The 16,282-nt window shown below is 48.5% G+C and carries 14 protein-coding genes and 1 pseudogene; 1 reads left to right on the top strand and 14 read right to left on the bottom strand.

Annotation, left to right across the window (positions count from 1 at the left end; genetic code table 11):
- Positions 1-143: 143 nt before the first annotated feature.
- Positions 144-1,208 carry a mannose-1-phosphate guanylyltransferase gene (locus CHL74_RS11450; protein ID WP_094881284.1) on the top strand — a complete coding sequence of 355 codons (1,065 nt, stop codon included), beginning with the start codon at positions 144-146 and terminating at the stop codon, positions 1,206-1,208.
- 104 nt (positions 1,209-1,312) lie between these two features.
- Here the strand turns inward: CHL74_RS11450 and CHL74_RS11445 are convergent, their stop codons facing one another.
- From CHL74_RS11445 to CHL74_RS16305, 14 genes and pseudogenes are all read right to left on the bottom strand, one after another.
- Entirely contained in the window at positions 1,313-2,548 is a 1,236-nt protein-coding gene (locus CHL74_RS11445; protein ID WP_094881283.1) for a dicarboxylate/amino acid:cation symporter, read from the bottom strand.
- A 68-nt stretch (positions 2,549-2,616) separates the two neighbouring features.
- Complete coding sequence (locus CHL74_RS11440; RefSeq protein ID WP_094881282.1) at positions 2,617-3,264, bottom strand: DedA family protein; 648 nt, start codon at positions 3,262-3,264, stop codon at positions 2,617-2,619.
- A gap of 31 nt (positions 3,265-3,295) precedes the next feature.
- Positions 3,296-4,738, bottom strand: coding sequence for a tetratricopeptide repeat protein (locus CHL74_RS11435; protein ID WP_094881281.1), 1,443 nt, complete (start codon positions 4,736-4,738; stop codon positions 3,296-3,298).
- Positions 4,739-4,914: 176 nt separating this feature from the next.
- The gene (locus CHL74_RS11430) at positions 4,915-6,630 is read right to left on the bottom strand and encodes a glutamine--tRNA ligase/YqeY domain fusion protein (protein WP_094881280.1); all 1,716 of its coding nucleotides are present in this window, start codon (positions 6,628-6,630) and stop codon (positions 4,915-4,917) included.
- A gap of 250 nt (positions 6,631-6,880) precedes the next feature.
- Positions 6,881-7,429, bottom strand: a complete 549-nt coding sequence (locus CHL74_RS11425) for a 2-oxoacid:acceptor oxidoreductase family protein (RefSeq protein WP_094881279.1) — start codon at positions 7,427-7,429, stop codon at positions 6,881-6,883.
- Positions 7,426-8,190 (bottom strand): thiamine pyrophosphate-dependent enzyme, encoded by a 765-nt coding sequence (locus tag CHL74_RS11420; RefSeq protein ID WP_094881278.1) that lies wholly within the window; start codon positions 8,188-8,190, stop codon positions 7,426-7,428. Before CHL74_RS11420 ends, CHL74_RS11425 begins: the two co-directional genes overlap by 4 nt.
- Positions 8,187-9,269 (bottom strand): 3-methyl-2-oxobutanoate dehydrogenase subunit VorB, encoded by a 1,083-nt coding sequence (locus tag CHL74_RS11415; protein WP_094881277.1) that lies wholly within the window; start codon positions 9,267-9,269, stop codon positions 8,187-8,189. The genes CHL74_RS11420 and CHL74_RS11415 overlap by 4 nt, the downstream gene beginning before the upstream one ends.
- Before the next feature lie 4 nt (positions 9,270-9,273).
- Entirely contained in the window at positions 9,274-9,507 is a 234-nt protein-coding gene (locus CHL74_RS11410) for a 4Fe-4S dicluster-binding protein (protein WP_094881276.1), read from the bottom strand.
- Positions 9,508-9,647: 140 nt separating this feature from the next.
- Positions 9,648-9,827 (bottom strand): tetratricopeptide repeat protein, encoded by a 180-nt coding sequence (locus CHL74_RS11405; RefSeq protein WP_094881275.1) that lies wholly within the window; start codon positions 9,825-9,827, stop codon positions 9,648-9,650.
- Between the two features lie 41 nt (positions 9,828-9,868).
- Positions 9,869-10,747, bottom strand: coding sequence for a bifunctional methylenetetrahydrofolate dehydrogenase/methenyltetrahydrofolate cyclohydrolase FolD (gene folD / locus CHL74_RS11400; RefSeq protein ID WP_094881274.1), 879 nt, complete (start codon positions 10,745-10,747; stop codon positions 9,869-9,871).
- Positions 10,748-10,772: 25 nt separating this feature from the next.
- Positions 10,773-12,125: a signal recognition particle protein gene (ffh, locus tag CHL74_RS11395; protein WP_094881273.1), complete on the bottom strand. Its 1,353-nt coding sequence runs from the start codon at positions 12,123-12,125 to the stop codon at positions 10,773-10,775.
- Positions 12,126-12,300: 175 nt separating this feature from the next.
- Complete coding sequence (locus tag CHL74_RS11390) at positions 12,301-14,247, bottom strand: RecQ family ATP-dependent DNA helicase (protein WP_094881272.1); 1,947 nt, start codon at positions 14,245-14,247, stop codon at positions 12,301-12,303.
- 27 nt (positions 14,248-14,274) lie between these two features.
- Positions 14,275-16,002 carry a single-stranded-DNA-specific exonuclease RecJ gene (recJ, locus tag CHL74_RS11385; RefSeq protein WP_094881271.1) on the bottom strand — a complete coding sequence of 576 codons (1,728 nt, stop codon included), beginning with the start codon at positions 16,000-16,002 and terminating at the stop codon, positions 14,275-14,277.
- 177 nt (positions 16,003-16,179) lie between these two features.
- Positions 16,180-16,282 (bottom strand): annotated as a pseudogene (locus tag CHL74_RS16305) (ISAon1 family transposase); the annotation flags it as partial.

Raw genomic sequence — 16,282 nt, 5'->3', positions numbered from 1 at the left:
CGTGCATTTACGTTGTTTTTGATGTATAAAATCTGTAGTATTCAGAAAAAGACAATATTCGGAAAAAATACTTGAGGGATTTGGTATAATCTGAGTATTTTTATCTATATTTGCAGAATGAATAATCACTAATATTTAATATTATGGCTCACACAAACAACCACATTGTAATTATGGCAGGTGGCGTAGGCAGTCGTTTCTGGCCTATGAGCACTCCTGATTGTCCCAAACAGTTTATCGACATCCTCGGTGTCGGTCGTACATTACTGCAGCTTACCTTCGACAGGTTTAAGGATATATGCCCGGTAGAAAATGTTTGGGTGGTTACAAACAAGAAGTATGCCTCTTTGGTAAGTGAGCAGTTGCCTGAGATAAACAAGGAGAACATCCTGCTGGAGCCATGTCGCCGCAATACTGCGCCGTGCATTGCTTATGTGAGCTGGCGAATAAAATCGAAGGACCCGAAGGCTAATGTGGTGGTTACGCCGAGCGACCATATCGTTACCGATACCGATGAATTCAGACGTGTGATAAAGTCGTGCTTGAAATTCACAGCTGGTACGGACGCCATCGTTACATTGGGAATGACCCCGACAAGACCGGAGACAGGCTATGGATATATTCTTGCTGACCTCTCGGCTTCGTCGCCACGCAATCGTGAGATTTATCGCGTCGACTCGTTCCGTGAGAAACCAGACCTGCAGACAGCAGAGGAATATATCAAGCATAAGAATTATCTCTGGAATGCCGGCATCTTCGTATGGAGCGTCTCAACGATAGTGAACGCTTTCCGCGTGTACAGTCCGGCGATAAGCAAGTTGTTTGAGAGCATGCTTGACGTATACGGTACTCCGCAGGAGCAGGATTTGATAGACAAGCGCTATCAGGAATGCGAGAATATTTCTGTGGATTACGCCATTATGGAGAAGGTGGAGGAGATTTTCGTGTGTCCTGCCAACTTCGGATGGAGCGACCTCGGCACATGGACCTCGCTGCTCATGAAGACCAGTCACGACCTCTATGGCAACACTGCAATAGGAGAGAACATCAAGTTCTTCGACTCACATAACTGCATCGTGCATACCATCGGTGAGAAGAAGGTGATTGTGCAGGGTCTCGACGGCTATATTGTAGCGGAGAATCAGGGTTCGCTGTTGGTATGTAAACTGTCAGAAGAACAGCGTATCAGGCAGTTCGCAGAAGAATAAAGACAGGCTTTGTAAGATAAGAAAGTCATGACTGAATATATAAAAAATATCGGAAGTTAGGCCAAGTGCTTAACTTCCGATATTTTTTATGTATAACTTTATGGCTATTTCTTCATATCCTTGTCTACCATCGCGCAGACGCAGGAATCAGACCAGACGTTTTCCGCTGTCTCTATCATGTCTATTATGGTGTAGAGGGGCAGGATGATGCCCATAATTCCTATCGGAGCATTCACTCCTGACATGAGTGAGAGAGTGAGGAAGTAACATCCCATTGGCACTCCGGCATTGCCTATGGCAGAGAGAACGGAGATGAAGAGCCAGACAATCATTGTGGACAATGACAGCTCCATGCCTCCGTTCTGCATCAGAAACAGAGATGTAACCAGTATGAACGCAGCACAGCCGTTCATGTTAATGGTTGTGCAGATGGGCAATACGAAGCGCGATACCTTGCTGGATACTCCCATTCGGTTCTCAGCTGTCTGCATCGTGACGGGCAATGTGGCTGCCGAACTCTTTGTGAAGAGCGCCATAAGCACAGCAGGCATCATTCTGCCTAAAGTCCTTATCGGATTGATGCCCCTTGCCAAGAGGAACAATGGCAGTACGATGAAGAACTGTACGACGTTGCCACCTAAGATTACTGCCACGTACTTGCCGAGCGATGCCATCACGATGCCTGCCGAGAACTGAGCTGAGAGCTGTGCGGCAAACGCCATGATGCCCAAAGGTAATGTCCATATAAGTCCGTGAATGAGCATGAACAACAGGTCTTGAAGACCGAACAGTCCCTTTATTACCACGTCCTTCTTGTCCGTCTGAGGCATCTTTGCCAAGGCTATGCCGATGGCTGCTGCCAACATCAATATGGACAGCACGTTGCCTTCTGCGAACGGCTTGATGATATTGTTGGGTATTACGCCCAAGATATGATCGTAGTAAGATGTCTCTCCCAAGTTCTGAGGCACGTCAGCCATGCCGCTCTGCACCAATGCTGCGGGAAGGTTGCCTGGGGCTATGATGTTGTAAAGCACCAAGCCGACAGCAGCTGCTGCTATGGTGGTGAGCATGGTGTAGGTGAGGGCGTGTCGGAATATCTTGCCCGTATCAGCCTGATTGCCAAGCGATGCCAAGGTTGTGGTCACTGCCAAGGCGATGGTTGGTACAGCCAAGAGCTGGAACAGGCGGGTGTAGACAGTGGCGATGAAGTTCATCAGTCCATTGAGCCACCCGATGCCGAACATGCCTAATACGGCACCTATTGCCAAGGCGCCAATCCAAAGCACCAGTTGCTTGGTTTGCTTTTTGTTACTTTTCTCTTTTGTTGTCTGGTTCATAGTTTTTAAGATTTCTTTGCCACAAACAGTTTTACGTTCTCTTTTGTGGATGGTTATGACATTGTTTCTTACTTTGTCTTCTTCATTCCCTTGTATGCAAGGAAGGCCACAATGACAACGGCAAGTCCTAAGAGCACGTATCCAATCTCATGACTGTACTTGAGTGCCTGCTCGTAAACGTCGTGTGTGGTCTTATAGTTGGTGTATTTGTAGATTGACCATCCGATTACTGCCAGCACAGAGTTCCATACACCTGCACCAAGGGTGGTGTAGAGAAGGAACTTGCCGATGTGCATGCCTGAGAGACCTGCCGGAATGCTAATAAGCTGACGCACCGCCGGTACCAGTCGTCCGAAGAATGTGGATGCTGCGCCATGCTCACGGAAGAAAGCCTCTGCCTTCTCCACCTTTGCACGGTCAATAAGGCACATGTGACCTATGCGGCTGTCTGCGAAACCGTAAATGATGGGGCGTCCAAGCCACTTGGAAAGGTAATAATTGACAAGTGCGCCTATGTCGGCTCCGATGGTGGCGAAAACCACAACGAGGATGATGCTCATACCATTGTCAGGGTCCATTGCCTTCCATGCTGCTGGAGGAACCACCACTTCCGAAGGAAAAGGAATGAACGAACTCTCAATAGCCATAAAGAGGGTTATCACCCAATAGTTTAGATTGTTAAGAACCCAAAGGAACAATTCTGCTGAATTCATAATAATAACTTAATGTGTTAGTTGGAAATTAATATTAACGGTCATCGTTTCCGTTTACCGTGTTTTTACTTACTTCGTAGTCGTAATAATCTTTCGGATCCATGCCGATGGGGAAGTCGTCTGCAAAAATCTTTCTTGCCTCAAGCGGATTTCGTTCGCACGCTTGTTTGAGGTATTTCAGGTATTCTTCCTTCTTGTTCATCCTTGCGCAGCATGCTGCCAGATAAGCAAGTCCCTCGTCACCCGGCTGGTCATGAATCTCCGTGTAAGCCTTGAACATTCTGTAGGCTATCTTCGGGTAACCACAGTCGAAGACGGATATGGCTATTCGGAAGAATATCTCGTGCGAGAATGCCGTTGCTCTCAAGGCTTTTACGAAGCACTCTATGGCTTCCTTTATGCTGCCGTGTTCGAGTAGGATGTGTCCGCGGACCACCATTATCTCGTTTTCGTTGACGCCTTTCTGCTGGAGAGCCATGTCAATGGCTTCCATTGCCTTGTCAGTCATTCCTAATTGCGAGTATGTAAAGGCGAGGCATTGCAAACCCTCAATAGTATAGACGTTGTTCTTGTCCATCAGCTGCAGAGCCTTCTGATAATGTGCCAGTGCTTCTTCTGCTTTGCCCGTATTGAGAAGACAGTTGCCGATGAAGAGTTCTGCTGTGCCTTCTTTAGGGCATAGCTTGCCCAGTCGTTCGTAATATTTAGCCGCTTCTACATAATTGCCGAGCGAGAAGAGTCCGTTAGCTTTGTTGAGCAGGGCGTCCTCGTCGTTGGGATTTATGGCAATGGAATACTCGCTGGATGTGATGGAGTCGTTAATGCGGTTGCTCATGAACTGTGTGGAGGCAAGCGAGTTCCAGTAGCGTCCGGAGTAGGGGTCTTCATCAAGTAATTGCTCAAATATCATCTCGCTCTGCTTGTAGTCTCCTCGGGCAAAGGCAATGCGGGCTTTCGTCTCACGATAGTCCATAAGGTCTGTCTCGTCAGACCTTTCAAGCCATTCTTGAGCTTTGTCAGGGAGATTATAGTCCATAAACATCATGGCGATGTCAAGGATATAGTCTGGTACATCGTCTTCGTCAATGCACTCTATCTTATCATGCAGGAAACGGTCAGCTCCTTCACTATTGTTTTCAGCAATCATGATTTCAGCATGCAGGTACAAACAATCAAGATTCAGCTGGTCGGTAATCTGGTTGACATACATCTTTGCCTTTTCCAGATCGTGGTCGTCAATAAGAGCCATGCGCCCTCTGAAGACAAGAGGCATGGCTGCGCCTGGATGCAGACCGATGGCATAGTCGAGCGTACTCCTTGATTCCTTGTTCTTGCCAAGATTATAATAGTATTCGGCTATGTCGGTCAGCTCGTCGCTTCCAAGATATTCGTATCTTCCGGAATTCTCCGCCTCCTCGTACCTGTGCAGGATGTCCTTGAATTCCTCGCTCTTGAAATAGTTGTCCTTGTTGTCCATTTATATGTAGGAGATTGTTGGTCCCCTTTTAAAATTTAAATGCTTAATGCTTAATGTCAAGCAGGGCTGGCTTATTATTCTGATTAGTTAGTATAATAAGGACGCAGTGCTTTCTGACATTAAACACTAAGCATCGAAGTAAGTTGTGTTCTTACTCTTTTGTTTTTATCTGTTTGTTACTTGTTCTTCTTTGCCCAAGTGTCTTTCAGGCCGACAGTCTTGTTGAATACAAGGTGGTCTGCAGTTGAGTCGGGGTCAGCCATGAAGTATCCGATGCGCTGGAACTGGAGATATTCTCCTGGCTTGCGCTCTGCTGCATAGTTCTCAACGTAGCAGTTGTCGATGGTCTTGAGGCTCTCAGGGTTGAGAAGCTCGTGGTATTCGCGTTCGTCAGCGCCGAGGTCAGCCACTGTGAAGAGTCGGTCGTAAACACGAACCTGTGCCTTGTGGCAATGATCTGCTGAAACCCAATGGAGCGTACCCTTCACCTTGCGGTTGGCACCTTCCATACCGCTCTTGCTGATCGGATCGTATTCAGCCTGAATCTCTATGATGTTGCCGTTCTCGTCCTTTGTGCAACCGGTGCACTTCACGATGTAGGCATTCTTCAGACGCACCTCTTTACCCACTGTCATTCGGAAGAACTTCTTGGAAGCCTCTTCCATAAAGTCCTCGCGCTCAATCCAGAGGTTCTTTGAGAAGGTGATGGTGTGTGTGCCGTCTGCCTCATTCTCAGGGTTGTTGACAGCTTCCATCTCCTCTGTCTGACCTTCAGGATAGTTGGTGATAACGAGCTTCACGGGGTCGAGGACTGCCGATACGCGCAATGCTCTCTTGTTGAGATCGTCACGAACGGCAGACTCGAGAAGTGCCATCTCGTTCAGTGCGTCGAACTTGGTGTAGCCTATAGAGTCGATGAAGTTGCGTATTGACTCAGGTGAATAGCCACGACGGCGCATACCTGAGATTGTCGGCATACGTGGGTCGTCCCATCCTGATACAAAGCCCTCGTTCACAAGAGCGAGAAGCTTACGCTTAGACATCATGGTGTATGTCAGGTTCAGACGGTTGAACTCAATCTGACGTGGGCGGAAGTCGTGGATGTTCTCTGTCTCGCCACGCATTTCCTTGAGGAAGTCAATGAACTTGTCGTAGAGAGGACGGTGAGGAACAAACTCCAATGTGCATATTGAGTGCGTCACGCCTTCGAAGAAGTCGCTCTGTCCGTGTGCGAAGTCGTACATAGGATAAGCGTTCCACTTTGTGCCAGTACGATGATGAGGAGTGTGGATGATTCTGTAGATGATGGGGTCGCGGAAGTGCATGTTCGGGTTTGCCATATCCAGCTTGGCACGAAGCACCATGCTGCCCTCTACAGACTCGGGAGTGTTCATCTTGTTGAAAAGCTCCAGGCTTTCCTCAATGGGACGGTCGCGGTAAGGCGAAGCCACACCTGGAGTAGTAGGTGTGCCCTTCTGTTCTGCAATCTGCTCTGCTGTCTGCTCGTCAATGTAAGCGTGTCCGTTCTTTATCATCCATACGGCGAACTCCCAAAGCTGATCGAAATAGTCGGAAGCATAATATATGTTGCCCCACTTGAATCCGAGCCACGAGATGTCGTTCAGAATGTTCTCCACATACTCGTTGTTCTCCTTTGTAGGGTTGGTATCGTCAAAGCGGATGTTGCAGACACCGTTATATTTCTCGGCTACTCCAAAGTCCATACATATGGCCTTGGCGTGTCCGATGTGCAGGTATCCGTTTGGCTCTGGCGGGAAACGTGTCTGTATACGTCCACCATTCTTGCCTTCTGCGAGATCGGCTTCAACCATCTGCTCTACAAAACTAAGGCTCTTCTTCTCTTCAATTGGTTTTTCTTCTGCTGTAGTCATATGTTCCTGACTTTAATATCTGTTGTGTTATTTATTTTACGATTCGATATTAATTATCCTTATGCAAAGTATGCAAAGAATTAATAATTCTAATGCAAAGATACAACAAAAAGTTGAAAGTCAGTAAAAAACATAACTATATTCGTTATTGCGTACAGTTATTAACCACAGGTCATTAAACAAAGAAGGCGAGACGCATCACTGCGGCTCGCCTTCGAATAATTAGAGAGTTATAAAAATTAAGTTCTTTTTACAATTCTACTTTCTCGATAATCTGCTGTCCTGCCTCTACTGCCTCCATGTTAAGAGGAATAAGGCCATGATGACGCTCCGGCAAGGTCTTGTAAAGAGCCTTATTGAGGCCGTTTGTACTTACGATAGGACAAACCTTGAGGAGTCCTCCGAGTACAATCATGTTGAACACCTTAGAGTTCTTCAACTCTGCAGCCTTGTCCATGGCGTCAATGCGATATACATTGATGTCCTTTCTGGTCGGAAGGTTGATGATGCCAAATCCGTCGTAGATGAGGATTCCGCCTGGCTTCAACTTCGGCTCGAACTTGTCGAGAGACGGCTGGTTTAGCACAATAGCCACGTCATAGCTACTGAGCACCGGCGACGAAATAGGTTCGTCACTAACAATTACTGTGACATTGGCGGTACCACCGCGCTGCTCCGGTCCGTAAGCCGGCATCCATGTCACTTCTTTATCTTCCATCAGACCTGAGTAGGCGAGGATCTTACCCATTGAGAGCACTCCCTGTCCTCCAAAGCCTGCTATAATTATTTCTGCTTTCATAGGCTTGTCGTATCTTTTAAGTCACCCTTCGGGTATTGTTTGAACATGTTTTCTTCCATCCACTTGTTAGCTTTCACCGGCGGCATCTTCCATCCGCTGTTACATGTAGCTACAATCTCAACAAGTGATGAGCCCTTGCCTTCCATAGAAGCGGTGAAGGCCTTCTTGATAGCAGCCTTTGCCTTTCTGATGGATGCAACGTTCTCCACGCTCTGACGTGTTACGTAGCAAGTGCCGGGAAGTGTGACAGCCATCTCAGAAAGGTTGAGAGGATATCCGTGCAACTTGGCGTCGCGGCCGTAAGGACATGTAGCTGTCTTCATTCCGAGAAGAGTTGTCGGTGCCATCTGTCCACCGGTCATACCGTAGATTGCGTTGTTTATGAAGATAAGCGTGATGTTCTCACCGCGGTTAAGAGCGTGGATGCTCTCTGCGGTACCGATACAAGCCATGTCGCCGTCGCCCTGATATGTGAAAACGAGGCGGTCCGGCCACAGACGCTTAACTGCTGTAGCAAGAGCGGGAGCACGTCCGTGTGCTGCTTCCTGCCAGTCGATGTCGATATACTTATATGCAAACACTGCGCAGCCTACTGGGCTTATACCCACTGCCTTTTCCTGCATGCCCATCTCTTCGATGACTTCGGCTACGAGTTTGTGTACGACACCGTGTGAGCAACCTGCACAGTAGTGCATGTGGGTGTCGTTAAGGAGTTCCGGCTTCTTATATACCAGGTTCTCCGGTGAAATTATATCGTTCATTTGAATTCCTCCTTTAAAGCTTTAACCATTTCTTCCGGTTCTGGCACAATGCCACCCAATCTGCCGTAGTGAGCGCACTTAACAGCTCCGTCAACAGCAAGACGTACGTCCTCAATCATCATACCAGCATTGATCTCAGCAACAAGGATACCCTTGAGGTTCTTGGCTGCTTCTTTGATCTCCTTCTCTGGGAAGGGCCACAATGTGATAGGACGGAAAAGACCCACCTTGATGCCTTCAGCACGTGCAAGCTCAATAGTCTTTTCTGCGATACGTGCAGCGCTACCGAATGCCACAATCATGTATTCGGCGTCTTCCATGAACTTAGTTTCGTAGCGTACCTCGTTAGCCTTAATCTGGCGATACTTCTCCTGAAGCCTGAGGTTGCGCACCTCCATGATTTCTGGCTTCAACTCAAGTGAAGTGATTACGAGGGGATCGCGCATACCAACACGGCCTGTTGATGCCCAAGGACATTCCTTGATGATTTCCTCTTCTGTGCGGCGTGGCTTCATAGGCGGAAGCACAACCTTCTCCATCATCTGACCGATAACACCGTCGCTAAGAATCATAGCCGGTATGCGGTACTTGAATGAAAGGGTGAATGAAAGGTCAACAAAGTCAGCCATTTCCTGTACTGAGTTAGGAGCAAGTACGATTACATAGTAGTCGCCGTTGCCACCACCGCGTGTAGCCTGGAAATAGTCGCTCTGTGAGGGCTGGATGGTTCCGAGGCCAGGGCCGCCGCGCTGTACGTCGACAATAAGACCCGGTACCTCAGCACCAGCCATATAGGAGATGCCTTCCTGCATAAGTGCTACGCCAGGGCTTGAAGAAGAAGTCATTACCTTCTTACCACAGCCGCCTCCGCCGTATACCATGTTGATGGATGCAACCTCGCTCTCTGCCTGAACCACAACCATACCGGTTGTTTCCCAAGGCTTCTCTTCTGCGAGCGTTTCGATGATTTCTGTTTGTGGAGTAATAGGATATCCGAAATATCCGTCTACACCACAGCGAATGGCAGCGTGAGCAAGTGCTTCGTTGCCTTTCATGAGTTTTACTTCTTGTTCTGCCATAGTGTTAGTCCTCCATTTTTTTTCGGTAAATAGTAATACATCCGTCTGGACATACGATTCCACACGACGCACATCCTATGCATGCGTCGGGGTTGACGGCTTCTGCGTATTGGTATCCGTGAACATTAACCGCCTTCTTGGAAAGGGCGATTACCTCCTTCGGACATGCAACAACGCATAGGGAGCAACCTTTGCACCTATCGGTGTTTACCACGATGGCACCTTTTATTTTTCCCATAATGTTAAAATTAAGAGGTTTTTATTTAACGCTGCTGCCACAGGCTATGGCAACAGCGTCAGGATTAATAGTTAATGGTATTGCCTTATTCTTGTTTATGTTAGAATTTTGTTTTGTCTTGTAGACAGACAGTACATCCATTATGGATTATACATATCCTTACAATAGTAGCTCATTATATCGTCGAGCATACGCTTTGCTTCTACAGCCGGAGATTCCGAGTCAAGCTCTATTGCTTCCATATAGTTGTCGAGAGCATGCTTCCAGTCGCCTTTGCGTCTGTACTCATTCCCCAACTGGTAATATTCGTCTGCTGTCATGGTTTCTCTTTGATATTTGATTATTGTTTATGCTTGTTCCTTTATGCCTTGCTCTTTGTCTTGTAGGCTTGGAGCGTGTTCTTCATAAGAGAGCATATTGTCATCGGGCCTACGCCGCCAGGAACGGGAGTGATGAATGAGCTCTTGGGTGCTACCTCATCATACTTTACGTCTCCGTTAAGACGGAATCCGCTCTTTCTTGTAGCGTCCGGCACACGTGTTGTGCCAACGTCCACTATTACGGCTCCTTCCTTCACCATGTCACCGGTCAGGAAGTTAGGTTTTCCAATGGCAGCAATGATGATGTCTGCCTCAAGGCATTCCTTCTTTATGTCCTTAGTGTGTGAGTGGCACACTGTGACAGTGGCGTCGCCAAACTGCTTCTGCATCATGAGCTGAGCCATTGGCTTGCCTACGATGTTGCTTCGTCCCAATACCACACATTTCTTTCCTGATGTGTTGATGCCGTAGCGCTTGAGCAATGTTATGATGCCGAGTGGTGTCGCCGAAATGAAGCAGGGCAGTCCTATGGACATGCGTCCTACGTTTATGGGGTTGAAGCCGTCGACATCCTTGCGGTAGTCGATGGCCTCTATCACTTTCTGTTCGTCGATATGCTTAGGCAGAGGCAGCTGTACGATAAAGCCGTCCACCGACTCGTCCTTATTGAACTTGTCGACACACTGGAGAAGTTCTTCTTCGGTTACGTCTTCCTCGAATCTTATCAATGTTGATTCGAAGCCGCACCTCTCGCATGCGAGAACCTTGTTCTTCACGTACGTTTCTGAACCTCCGTCATGACCAACGAGAATTGCAGCGAGGTGTGGGGCTCTTCCTCCGTTAGAGACAATTTGTCTTACCTCTTCCGCTATCTCTGCTTTGATGGCTTCAGCTGTAGCCTTTCCGTCTATTATCTGCATATCTTATTGATTTTGTTGTTAATATTTACATCTTTGGCATTCCCGGCATACCCTTCATCTTGCTCATCATGCCCGCCATGCGAGCCATGTTTGTGCCCGTAACCATCTTCATCATCTTGCGTGTCTGGTCGAACTGCTTGATGAGGCGGTTAACGTCCTGGATGTTGGTGCCGCTACCCTTGGCGATTCTCATTCTTCTGCTCTGGTTGAGAATCTCCGGGTTGGTACGCTCCTTGGGTGTCATACTCTTGATGATAGCCTCGATACCCTTGAATGCGTTGTCGTCGATATCTACGTCCTTGATGGCCTTGCCTACACCCGGAATCATTGCTGCCAGGTCTTTGAGGTTACCCATCTTCTTAATCTGCTCTATCTGTCCGAGGAAGTCGTTGAAGTCGAACTTGTTCTTCTGAATCTTCTTCTGAAGACGTCGTGCTTCCTCTTCGTCGAACTGCTCCTGGGCACGCTCCACGAGGCTGACGATATCACCCATGCCGAGGATTCGGTCTGCCATACGTGAGGGGTGGAATACGTCCACGGCTTCCATCTTCTCACCGGTACCTACAAACTTGATAGGCTTTGTAACGACAGTGCGGATTGAGAGTGCTGCACCGCCACGTGTGTCGCCGTCAAGCTTTGTGAGAACAACGCCGTCAAAGTCGAGACGGTCGTTGAATTCCTTAGCTGTGTTTACTGCGTCCTGACCTGTCATCGAGTCAACCACGAAGAGTGTCTCGTCAGGATTGATGGCATTCTTGAGGTTTGATATCTCGTTCATCATCTCCTCGTCTACGGCGAGTCGACCTGCCGTATCGACGATTACGACGTCATTGCCTTTTGCCTTTGCTTCACGGATGGCGTTGTTTGCGATTGCCACCACGTCCTTGTTGTCAGGCTCTGAGTATACTGGCACACCTACCTGCTCTCCTACAACCTTGAGCTGTTCGATAGCAGCAGGACGATATACGTCGCATGCAACAAGAAGCGGCTTTTTGTGCTGCTTTGTCTTGAGCATGTTGGCGAGCTTACCAGAGAATGTAGTCTTACCAGAACCCTGCAGACCGCTCATAAGAATGATGGCGGGTTTTCCTGTAAGGTGGAGCTCAGATGCGTCGCCTCCCATCAGTTCTGCCAGCTCGTCGTGAACGATCTTCACCATCAACTGGCTCGGCTTTACGGCTGTGAGCACGTTCATGCCCATGGCCTTTTTCTTTACCGTATCAGTAAATGTCTTGGCTACTTTATAGTTGACGTCGGCATCCAGAAGGGCACGTCTGACATCTTTGAGGGTTTCGGCAACGTTAATCTCGGTAATCTTGCCTTCGCCTTTAAGGATTTTAAAACTACGTTCCAGTCTGTCGCTTAAATTTTCGAACATATATGTGTCTTATTTTATTGTTTTGTTGTATTACGCTTATTCTCTCACAAAGTAAAGAAAAAATAACGAGAACATGAAACTTTCCGTCCCGTTTTAAAGTATTTTAAAACACTTTCGGTCAAAACATGCGCATTTTGTTCAATATTGTGCATTTCCGTCCGTTTTCTCACTTGTTTTAGTCTTGTTTGTTGTCTTTGAGATATGTCTTATCTTTCAGATAGAACCATACGGTGTCTCTTCCTATTGTCTCTTCTTGCAGCAGATAGTCGGCGGCTTCCACGCATACTTTCTGGTCTTTGCTTAACGGGAACATGTCTTGGAAGTGATGCCTTTTGCCGTCCGACAAAGTCTCGATGATTTCCTTCTTCATCATTTCCACCTCGTCCTTATGTCCTGGCCTTGTTTTTCTTCCCAAGCATACATCGCAGATGCCGCAGTCTTCCGATTCTTCTTCTCCGAAGTAACGCAGGAGCTGACGGCTTCGGCATACGTTGTCAGTCTTTGCATAGTCCAGTATTTTCTTCGCCTTCTTTACAAGCTGTTCCTTGCGCACCTCGTAGTTTTCCTTTGATATCACTATCTCCTCCGGAAGCACGCGGTCTCTTGTATAGGTGATGAGCGGCTCCACTCTTGGCGGAATGAAATGCAGGATGCGCTGCTGGTTGAGCGACTTCATGACATTGTATATCTGCTGCTTCGTCAGTCCGGTGTCGTCAGCTATGATGCCTTCCTCTATAGGGCCATAGTCGATGAACAGTCGGCTGAACTCTCTTAGCATCGAGTCGAGCACCGCTTCGGTCTCCGGCGATTGGTCTCTTATCTGATAGAGCTGGTCACGGTCAATGAGGAATTTCACCTTTGTCTTGTTGTCCGAGTCGGTGTCGTACCTTACATATCCTTCTCTTTCCAGTATCTTCAGCGCCGAGTCCACCTGCAGCGAGTGGTGGTGGAATGTACGGCAGAACAGGATGTTGTCAAACTTGAAAGCCTTGCCGCGTCCTGAGCCAGCTGCAACTTGGAAGAAGTAGGCAATATGCTCGTATATCTTGCATATTTCTTCTTTTGAGGGAAACTCAAACTGGATGTGTCTTGCCATCAGCTTTTCGTCACCCTTCGAGTAGAGCATTACGGCATAAGCCTTCTTGCCGTCACGTCCTGCTCTTCCTGCCTCCTGGAAGTAGGCTTCGAGAGTGTCGGGAAGTTCATAGTGGATGACGAGTCGTACGTCCGGCTTGTCGATGCCCATGCCGAAGGCGTTGGTTGCCACCATCACTCTCACCTCGTCGTCACGCCATGCACGTTGTCGTTCGTCTTTTGTGGACGATTCAAGTCCGGCGTGATAGAAAGTGGAGCTTATTCCGTGCTCTTGCAGTATTCTGTATATGTCCTTCGTTCTTCTGCGGCTTCTCAGATATACGATGGCGCTACCGCTAACCGACTTCAGTATGTGTATGAGTTGCGCTTCCTTGTCGTCCGTTTTTCTTACCACATAAGCTAAGTTCTTGCGCACGAAGCTCATTTTGAACATGTTGGGCTTCTTGAATCCAAGCCTTTCTTGAATGTCCACCGTCACACGTTCCGTTGCCGTTGCGGTAAGGGCGAGAATGGGTACGTCGGGTTTAATGCTGCGTATCTCCGCTATGTTAAGATATGATGGCCTGAAGTCGTATCCCCATTGGCTGATGCAGTGTGCCTCGTCCACGGTTATGAGGCTCACCTTCATGTGCTTCAGCTTTGTCTGGAACAGCTCTGAAGCGATGCGTTCCGGCGATATGTAGAGCAGCTTGGTGCGTCCGAGGATGCAGTTGTCAAGCGTGGCCACAATCTCCCGCTGCGTCTTTCCTGTGTATATGGCTGCCGCAATGATGCCTCTGCGTCTGAGGTTGTCCACCTGGTCTTTCATCAGGGCGATAAGAGGTGTTATCACGATGCACGTGCCCTCTTTGGCGAGAGCCGGCACTTGGAAGGTCAGCGACTTGCCTCCTCCTGTCGGCATCAGTCCCAGGGTGTCGTTGCCCTCTGCTACGCTTCGGATTATATCGCGCTGGATGCCTCGGAAGTCAGGGTATCCCCAGTTGTCATGGAGAATCTTTAGGTATTGCTCTTCGTTGTATCCATCCATCTCTTTATCGGTTCTGATGATTTTCTGTTATTCGTCTTCTTCTGCCGGTCTGATGTCTTCGATTTGCAGCTGCACCATATTGCGCTTGAAGATATTGTCCTCGATGGTGTATGCGATGTCGAAGCTGCGCTTTGACTTGATGTATCGTGCTGAAGCGCTTTGCCCGAAGGCGATGCCGTTGACCACGTTGCTCGACTTCGAGTCTACCAGTTCCAGCTTGATGTGCTCCTGCTCTCGTCCCACCACCTTGCTCGTGCCGTAGTCGTACACTCCGGTGGTGCAGAAGAGCGGCTTGGTGTTGCACGGGCCGAACGGGGCGAAGCGCTTGAGGTCGGAGTGCATCTTCTTGGTGATGTCGCGGAAGTCTATCTCTGCGTCAATGTTGAGCATGGCTTCTGTCTGTTCCGGCTGTATGTGCTCGTCAACGTATTTCTGGAATCTCTTGCGGAACTTCTGTATGTCGTCCCATCTAAGAGTCAGTCCTGCTGCGTAAGTATGTCCTCCGAAGTTTACGAGCATGTCACGACAACTCTTGATGGCTGAATAGACGTCAAATCCGGTTACGCTTCGTGCCGAACCCGTGGCGAAGTCGCCGTCACGTGTCAGCACCACGGTCGGTCTGAAATAAATCTCCGTCAGTCTTGACGCCACGATGCCAATGACGCCCTTCTTCCAGTTTTCGTCGTACAGTACGATGGACGACTGGTGGCGCTGGCTTTCCAGTCTTGACACGATGTTGTTGGCCTCTTCGGTCATCTGCTTGTCGATATCCTTGCGCTGTTCGTTGTAGCAGTCGATGTGCTTTGCCTTGCTCAGAGCATGCGAGAAGTCGCGTTCCACGAGCAGGTCCACGCTTTCCCTTCCGCTCTCCATGCGTCCTGAAGCATTGATGCGCGGTCCGATCTTGAAGACGATGTCGCTCATGGTGATGTCTCTTCCGCCAAGTCCGCAGATGTCGATGATGGCTTTTAGTCCGATGCTCGGGTTCTGGTTGAGAGCCTTCAGTCCGTGGAAGGCAAGGATGCGGTTTTCGTCCACGACGGGGACGATGTCGGCAGCGATGCTCACTGCGCAGAGGTCGAGTAGGGGAATGAGTCGTGCAAACGGTATGCCGTTGTTCTTTGCGAAAGCCTGCATAAACTTAAATCCCACTCCGCATCCGCAGAGATGCTTGAAGGGGTACGAGTCGTCGGCACGCTTAGGGTTGAGGACAGCCACGGCTGGCGGCATTTCCTCGTCCGGCATATGATGGTCGCAGATGATGAAGTCGATGCCTAATGACTTAGCGTAAGCCACCTCTTCCACAGCCTTTATGCCGCAGTCGAGGATGATAATCAGCTTCACGCCGGCTTCCTTGGCATAGTCGATGCCTTTCTTGCTGACGCCATATCCCTCGTCGTAACGGTCGGGTATGTAATATTCGATGTTCGAGTAGAACTGTTGTATGAACTTATACACAAGCGCCACTGCTGTGCAGCCGTCCACGTCATAGTCGCCATAGACGAGGATTCGCTCCTTTCGTCCCATGGCGTCGTTAAGGCGGTCCACTGCCAGGTCCATATCCTTCATGAGGAACGGATTGATGAGGTCTGCCAACTGCGGATGGAAGAATCGCTTGGCCGCTGACTCTGTTGTTATGCCTCTCCTCATGAGAAGCCAGGCGAGTATCGGGCTGATGTTCAGCTTCGCCCCCAGTTCGTCAGCCGCCTGTTTCTCCTCTTTCGTAGGTGGCTTGTAATTCCATTTGAATAACATTATATATTGTATTTTTTGTTTTTCAGCTTTTTGTGCGGGGTGTGTATGCGATAAGGGGTAAAACGCTTTCAAAGTTACTAAATAAAAACGTAATACTCTCCTATAGTTTCGTTTTTATTTTCCTGTTCCGATTAGTTTTTGTGTGTCTTTTTCGGCTCACCTGAAAAAGTGTGTGGATTAAGCATACAATCTTGTTAGTCTGAAGAGAAAGAATTTCTTGTCAATGATACCCCGAAGTTGTGCTCTGAAATGCTTGACTTTTGCATTGAAAGATTCTGCA

It is taken from the genome of Prevotella sp. 885 (assembly GCF_002265625.1).
Classification (GTDB): domain Bacteria; phylum Bacteroidota; class Bacteroidia; order Bacteroidales; family Bacteroidaceae; genus Prevotella.
Note: the sequence above shows the minus strand (reverse complement) of the source record. Positions and strands in the feature narration are given on the sequence as shown.

What these genes read in the sequence shown, in the direction of transcription:
- CHL74_RS11450 (WP_094881284.1), top strand. Translation starts at nt 144, where the DNA reads ATGGCTCACACAAACAACCACATTGTAATTATGGCAGGTGGCGTAGGC.
- CHL74_RS11445 (WP_094881283.1), bottom strand. Translation starts at nt 2,548, where the DNA reads ATGAACCAGACAACAAAAGAGAAAAGTAACAAAAAGCAAACCAAGCAA.
- CHL74_RS11435 (WP_094881281.1), bottom strand. Translation starts at nt 4,738, where the DNA reads ATGGACAACAAGGACAACTATTTCAAGAGCGAGGAATTCAAGGACATC.
- CHL74_RS11430 (WP_094881280.1), bottom strand. Translation starts at nt 6,630, where the DNA reads ATGACTACAGCAGAAGAAAAACCAATTGAAGAGAAGAAGAGCCTTAGT.
- CHL74_RS11425 (WP_094881279.1), bottom strand. Translation starts at nt 7,429, where the DNA reads ATGAAAGCAGAAATAATTATAGCAGGCTTTGGAGGACAGGGAGTGCTC.
- CHL74_RS11420 (WP_094881278.1), bottom strand. Translation starts at nt 8,190, where the DNA reads ATGAACGATATAATTTCACCGGAGAACCTGGTATATAAGAAGCCGGAA.
- CHL74_RS11415 (WP_094881277.1), bottom strand. Translation starts at nt 9,269, where the DNA reads ATGGCAGAACAAGAAGTAAAACTCATGAAAGGCAACGAAGCACTTGCT.
- CHL74_RS11410 (WP_094881276.1), bottom strand. Translation starts at nt 9,507, where the DNA reads ATGGGAAAAATAAAAGGTGCCATCGTGGTAAACACCGATAGGTGCAAA.
- CHL74_RS11405 (WP_094881275.1), bottom strand. Translation starts at nt 9,827, where the DNA reads ATGACAGCAGACGAATATTACCAGTTGGGGAATGAGTACAGACGCAAA.
- folD (WP_094881274.1), bottom strand. Translation starts at nt 10,747, where the DNA reads ATGCAGATAATAGACGGAAAGGCTACAGCTGAAGCCATCAAAGCAGAG.
- ffh (WP_094881273.1), bottom strand. Translation starts at nt 12,125, where the DNA reads ATGTTCGAAAATTTAAGCGACAGACTGGAACGTAGTTTTAAAATCCTT.
- CHL74_RS11390 (WP_094881272.1), bottom strand. Translation starts at nt 14,247, where the DNA reads ATGGATGGATACAACGAAGAGCAATACCTAAAGATTCTCCATGACAAC.
- recJ (WP_094881271.1), bottom strand. Translation starts at nt 16,002, where the DNA reads ATGTTATTCAAATGGAATTACAAGCCACCTACGAAAGAGGAGAAACAG.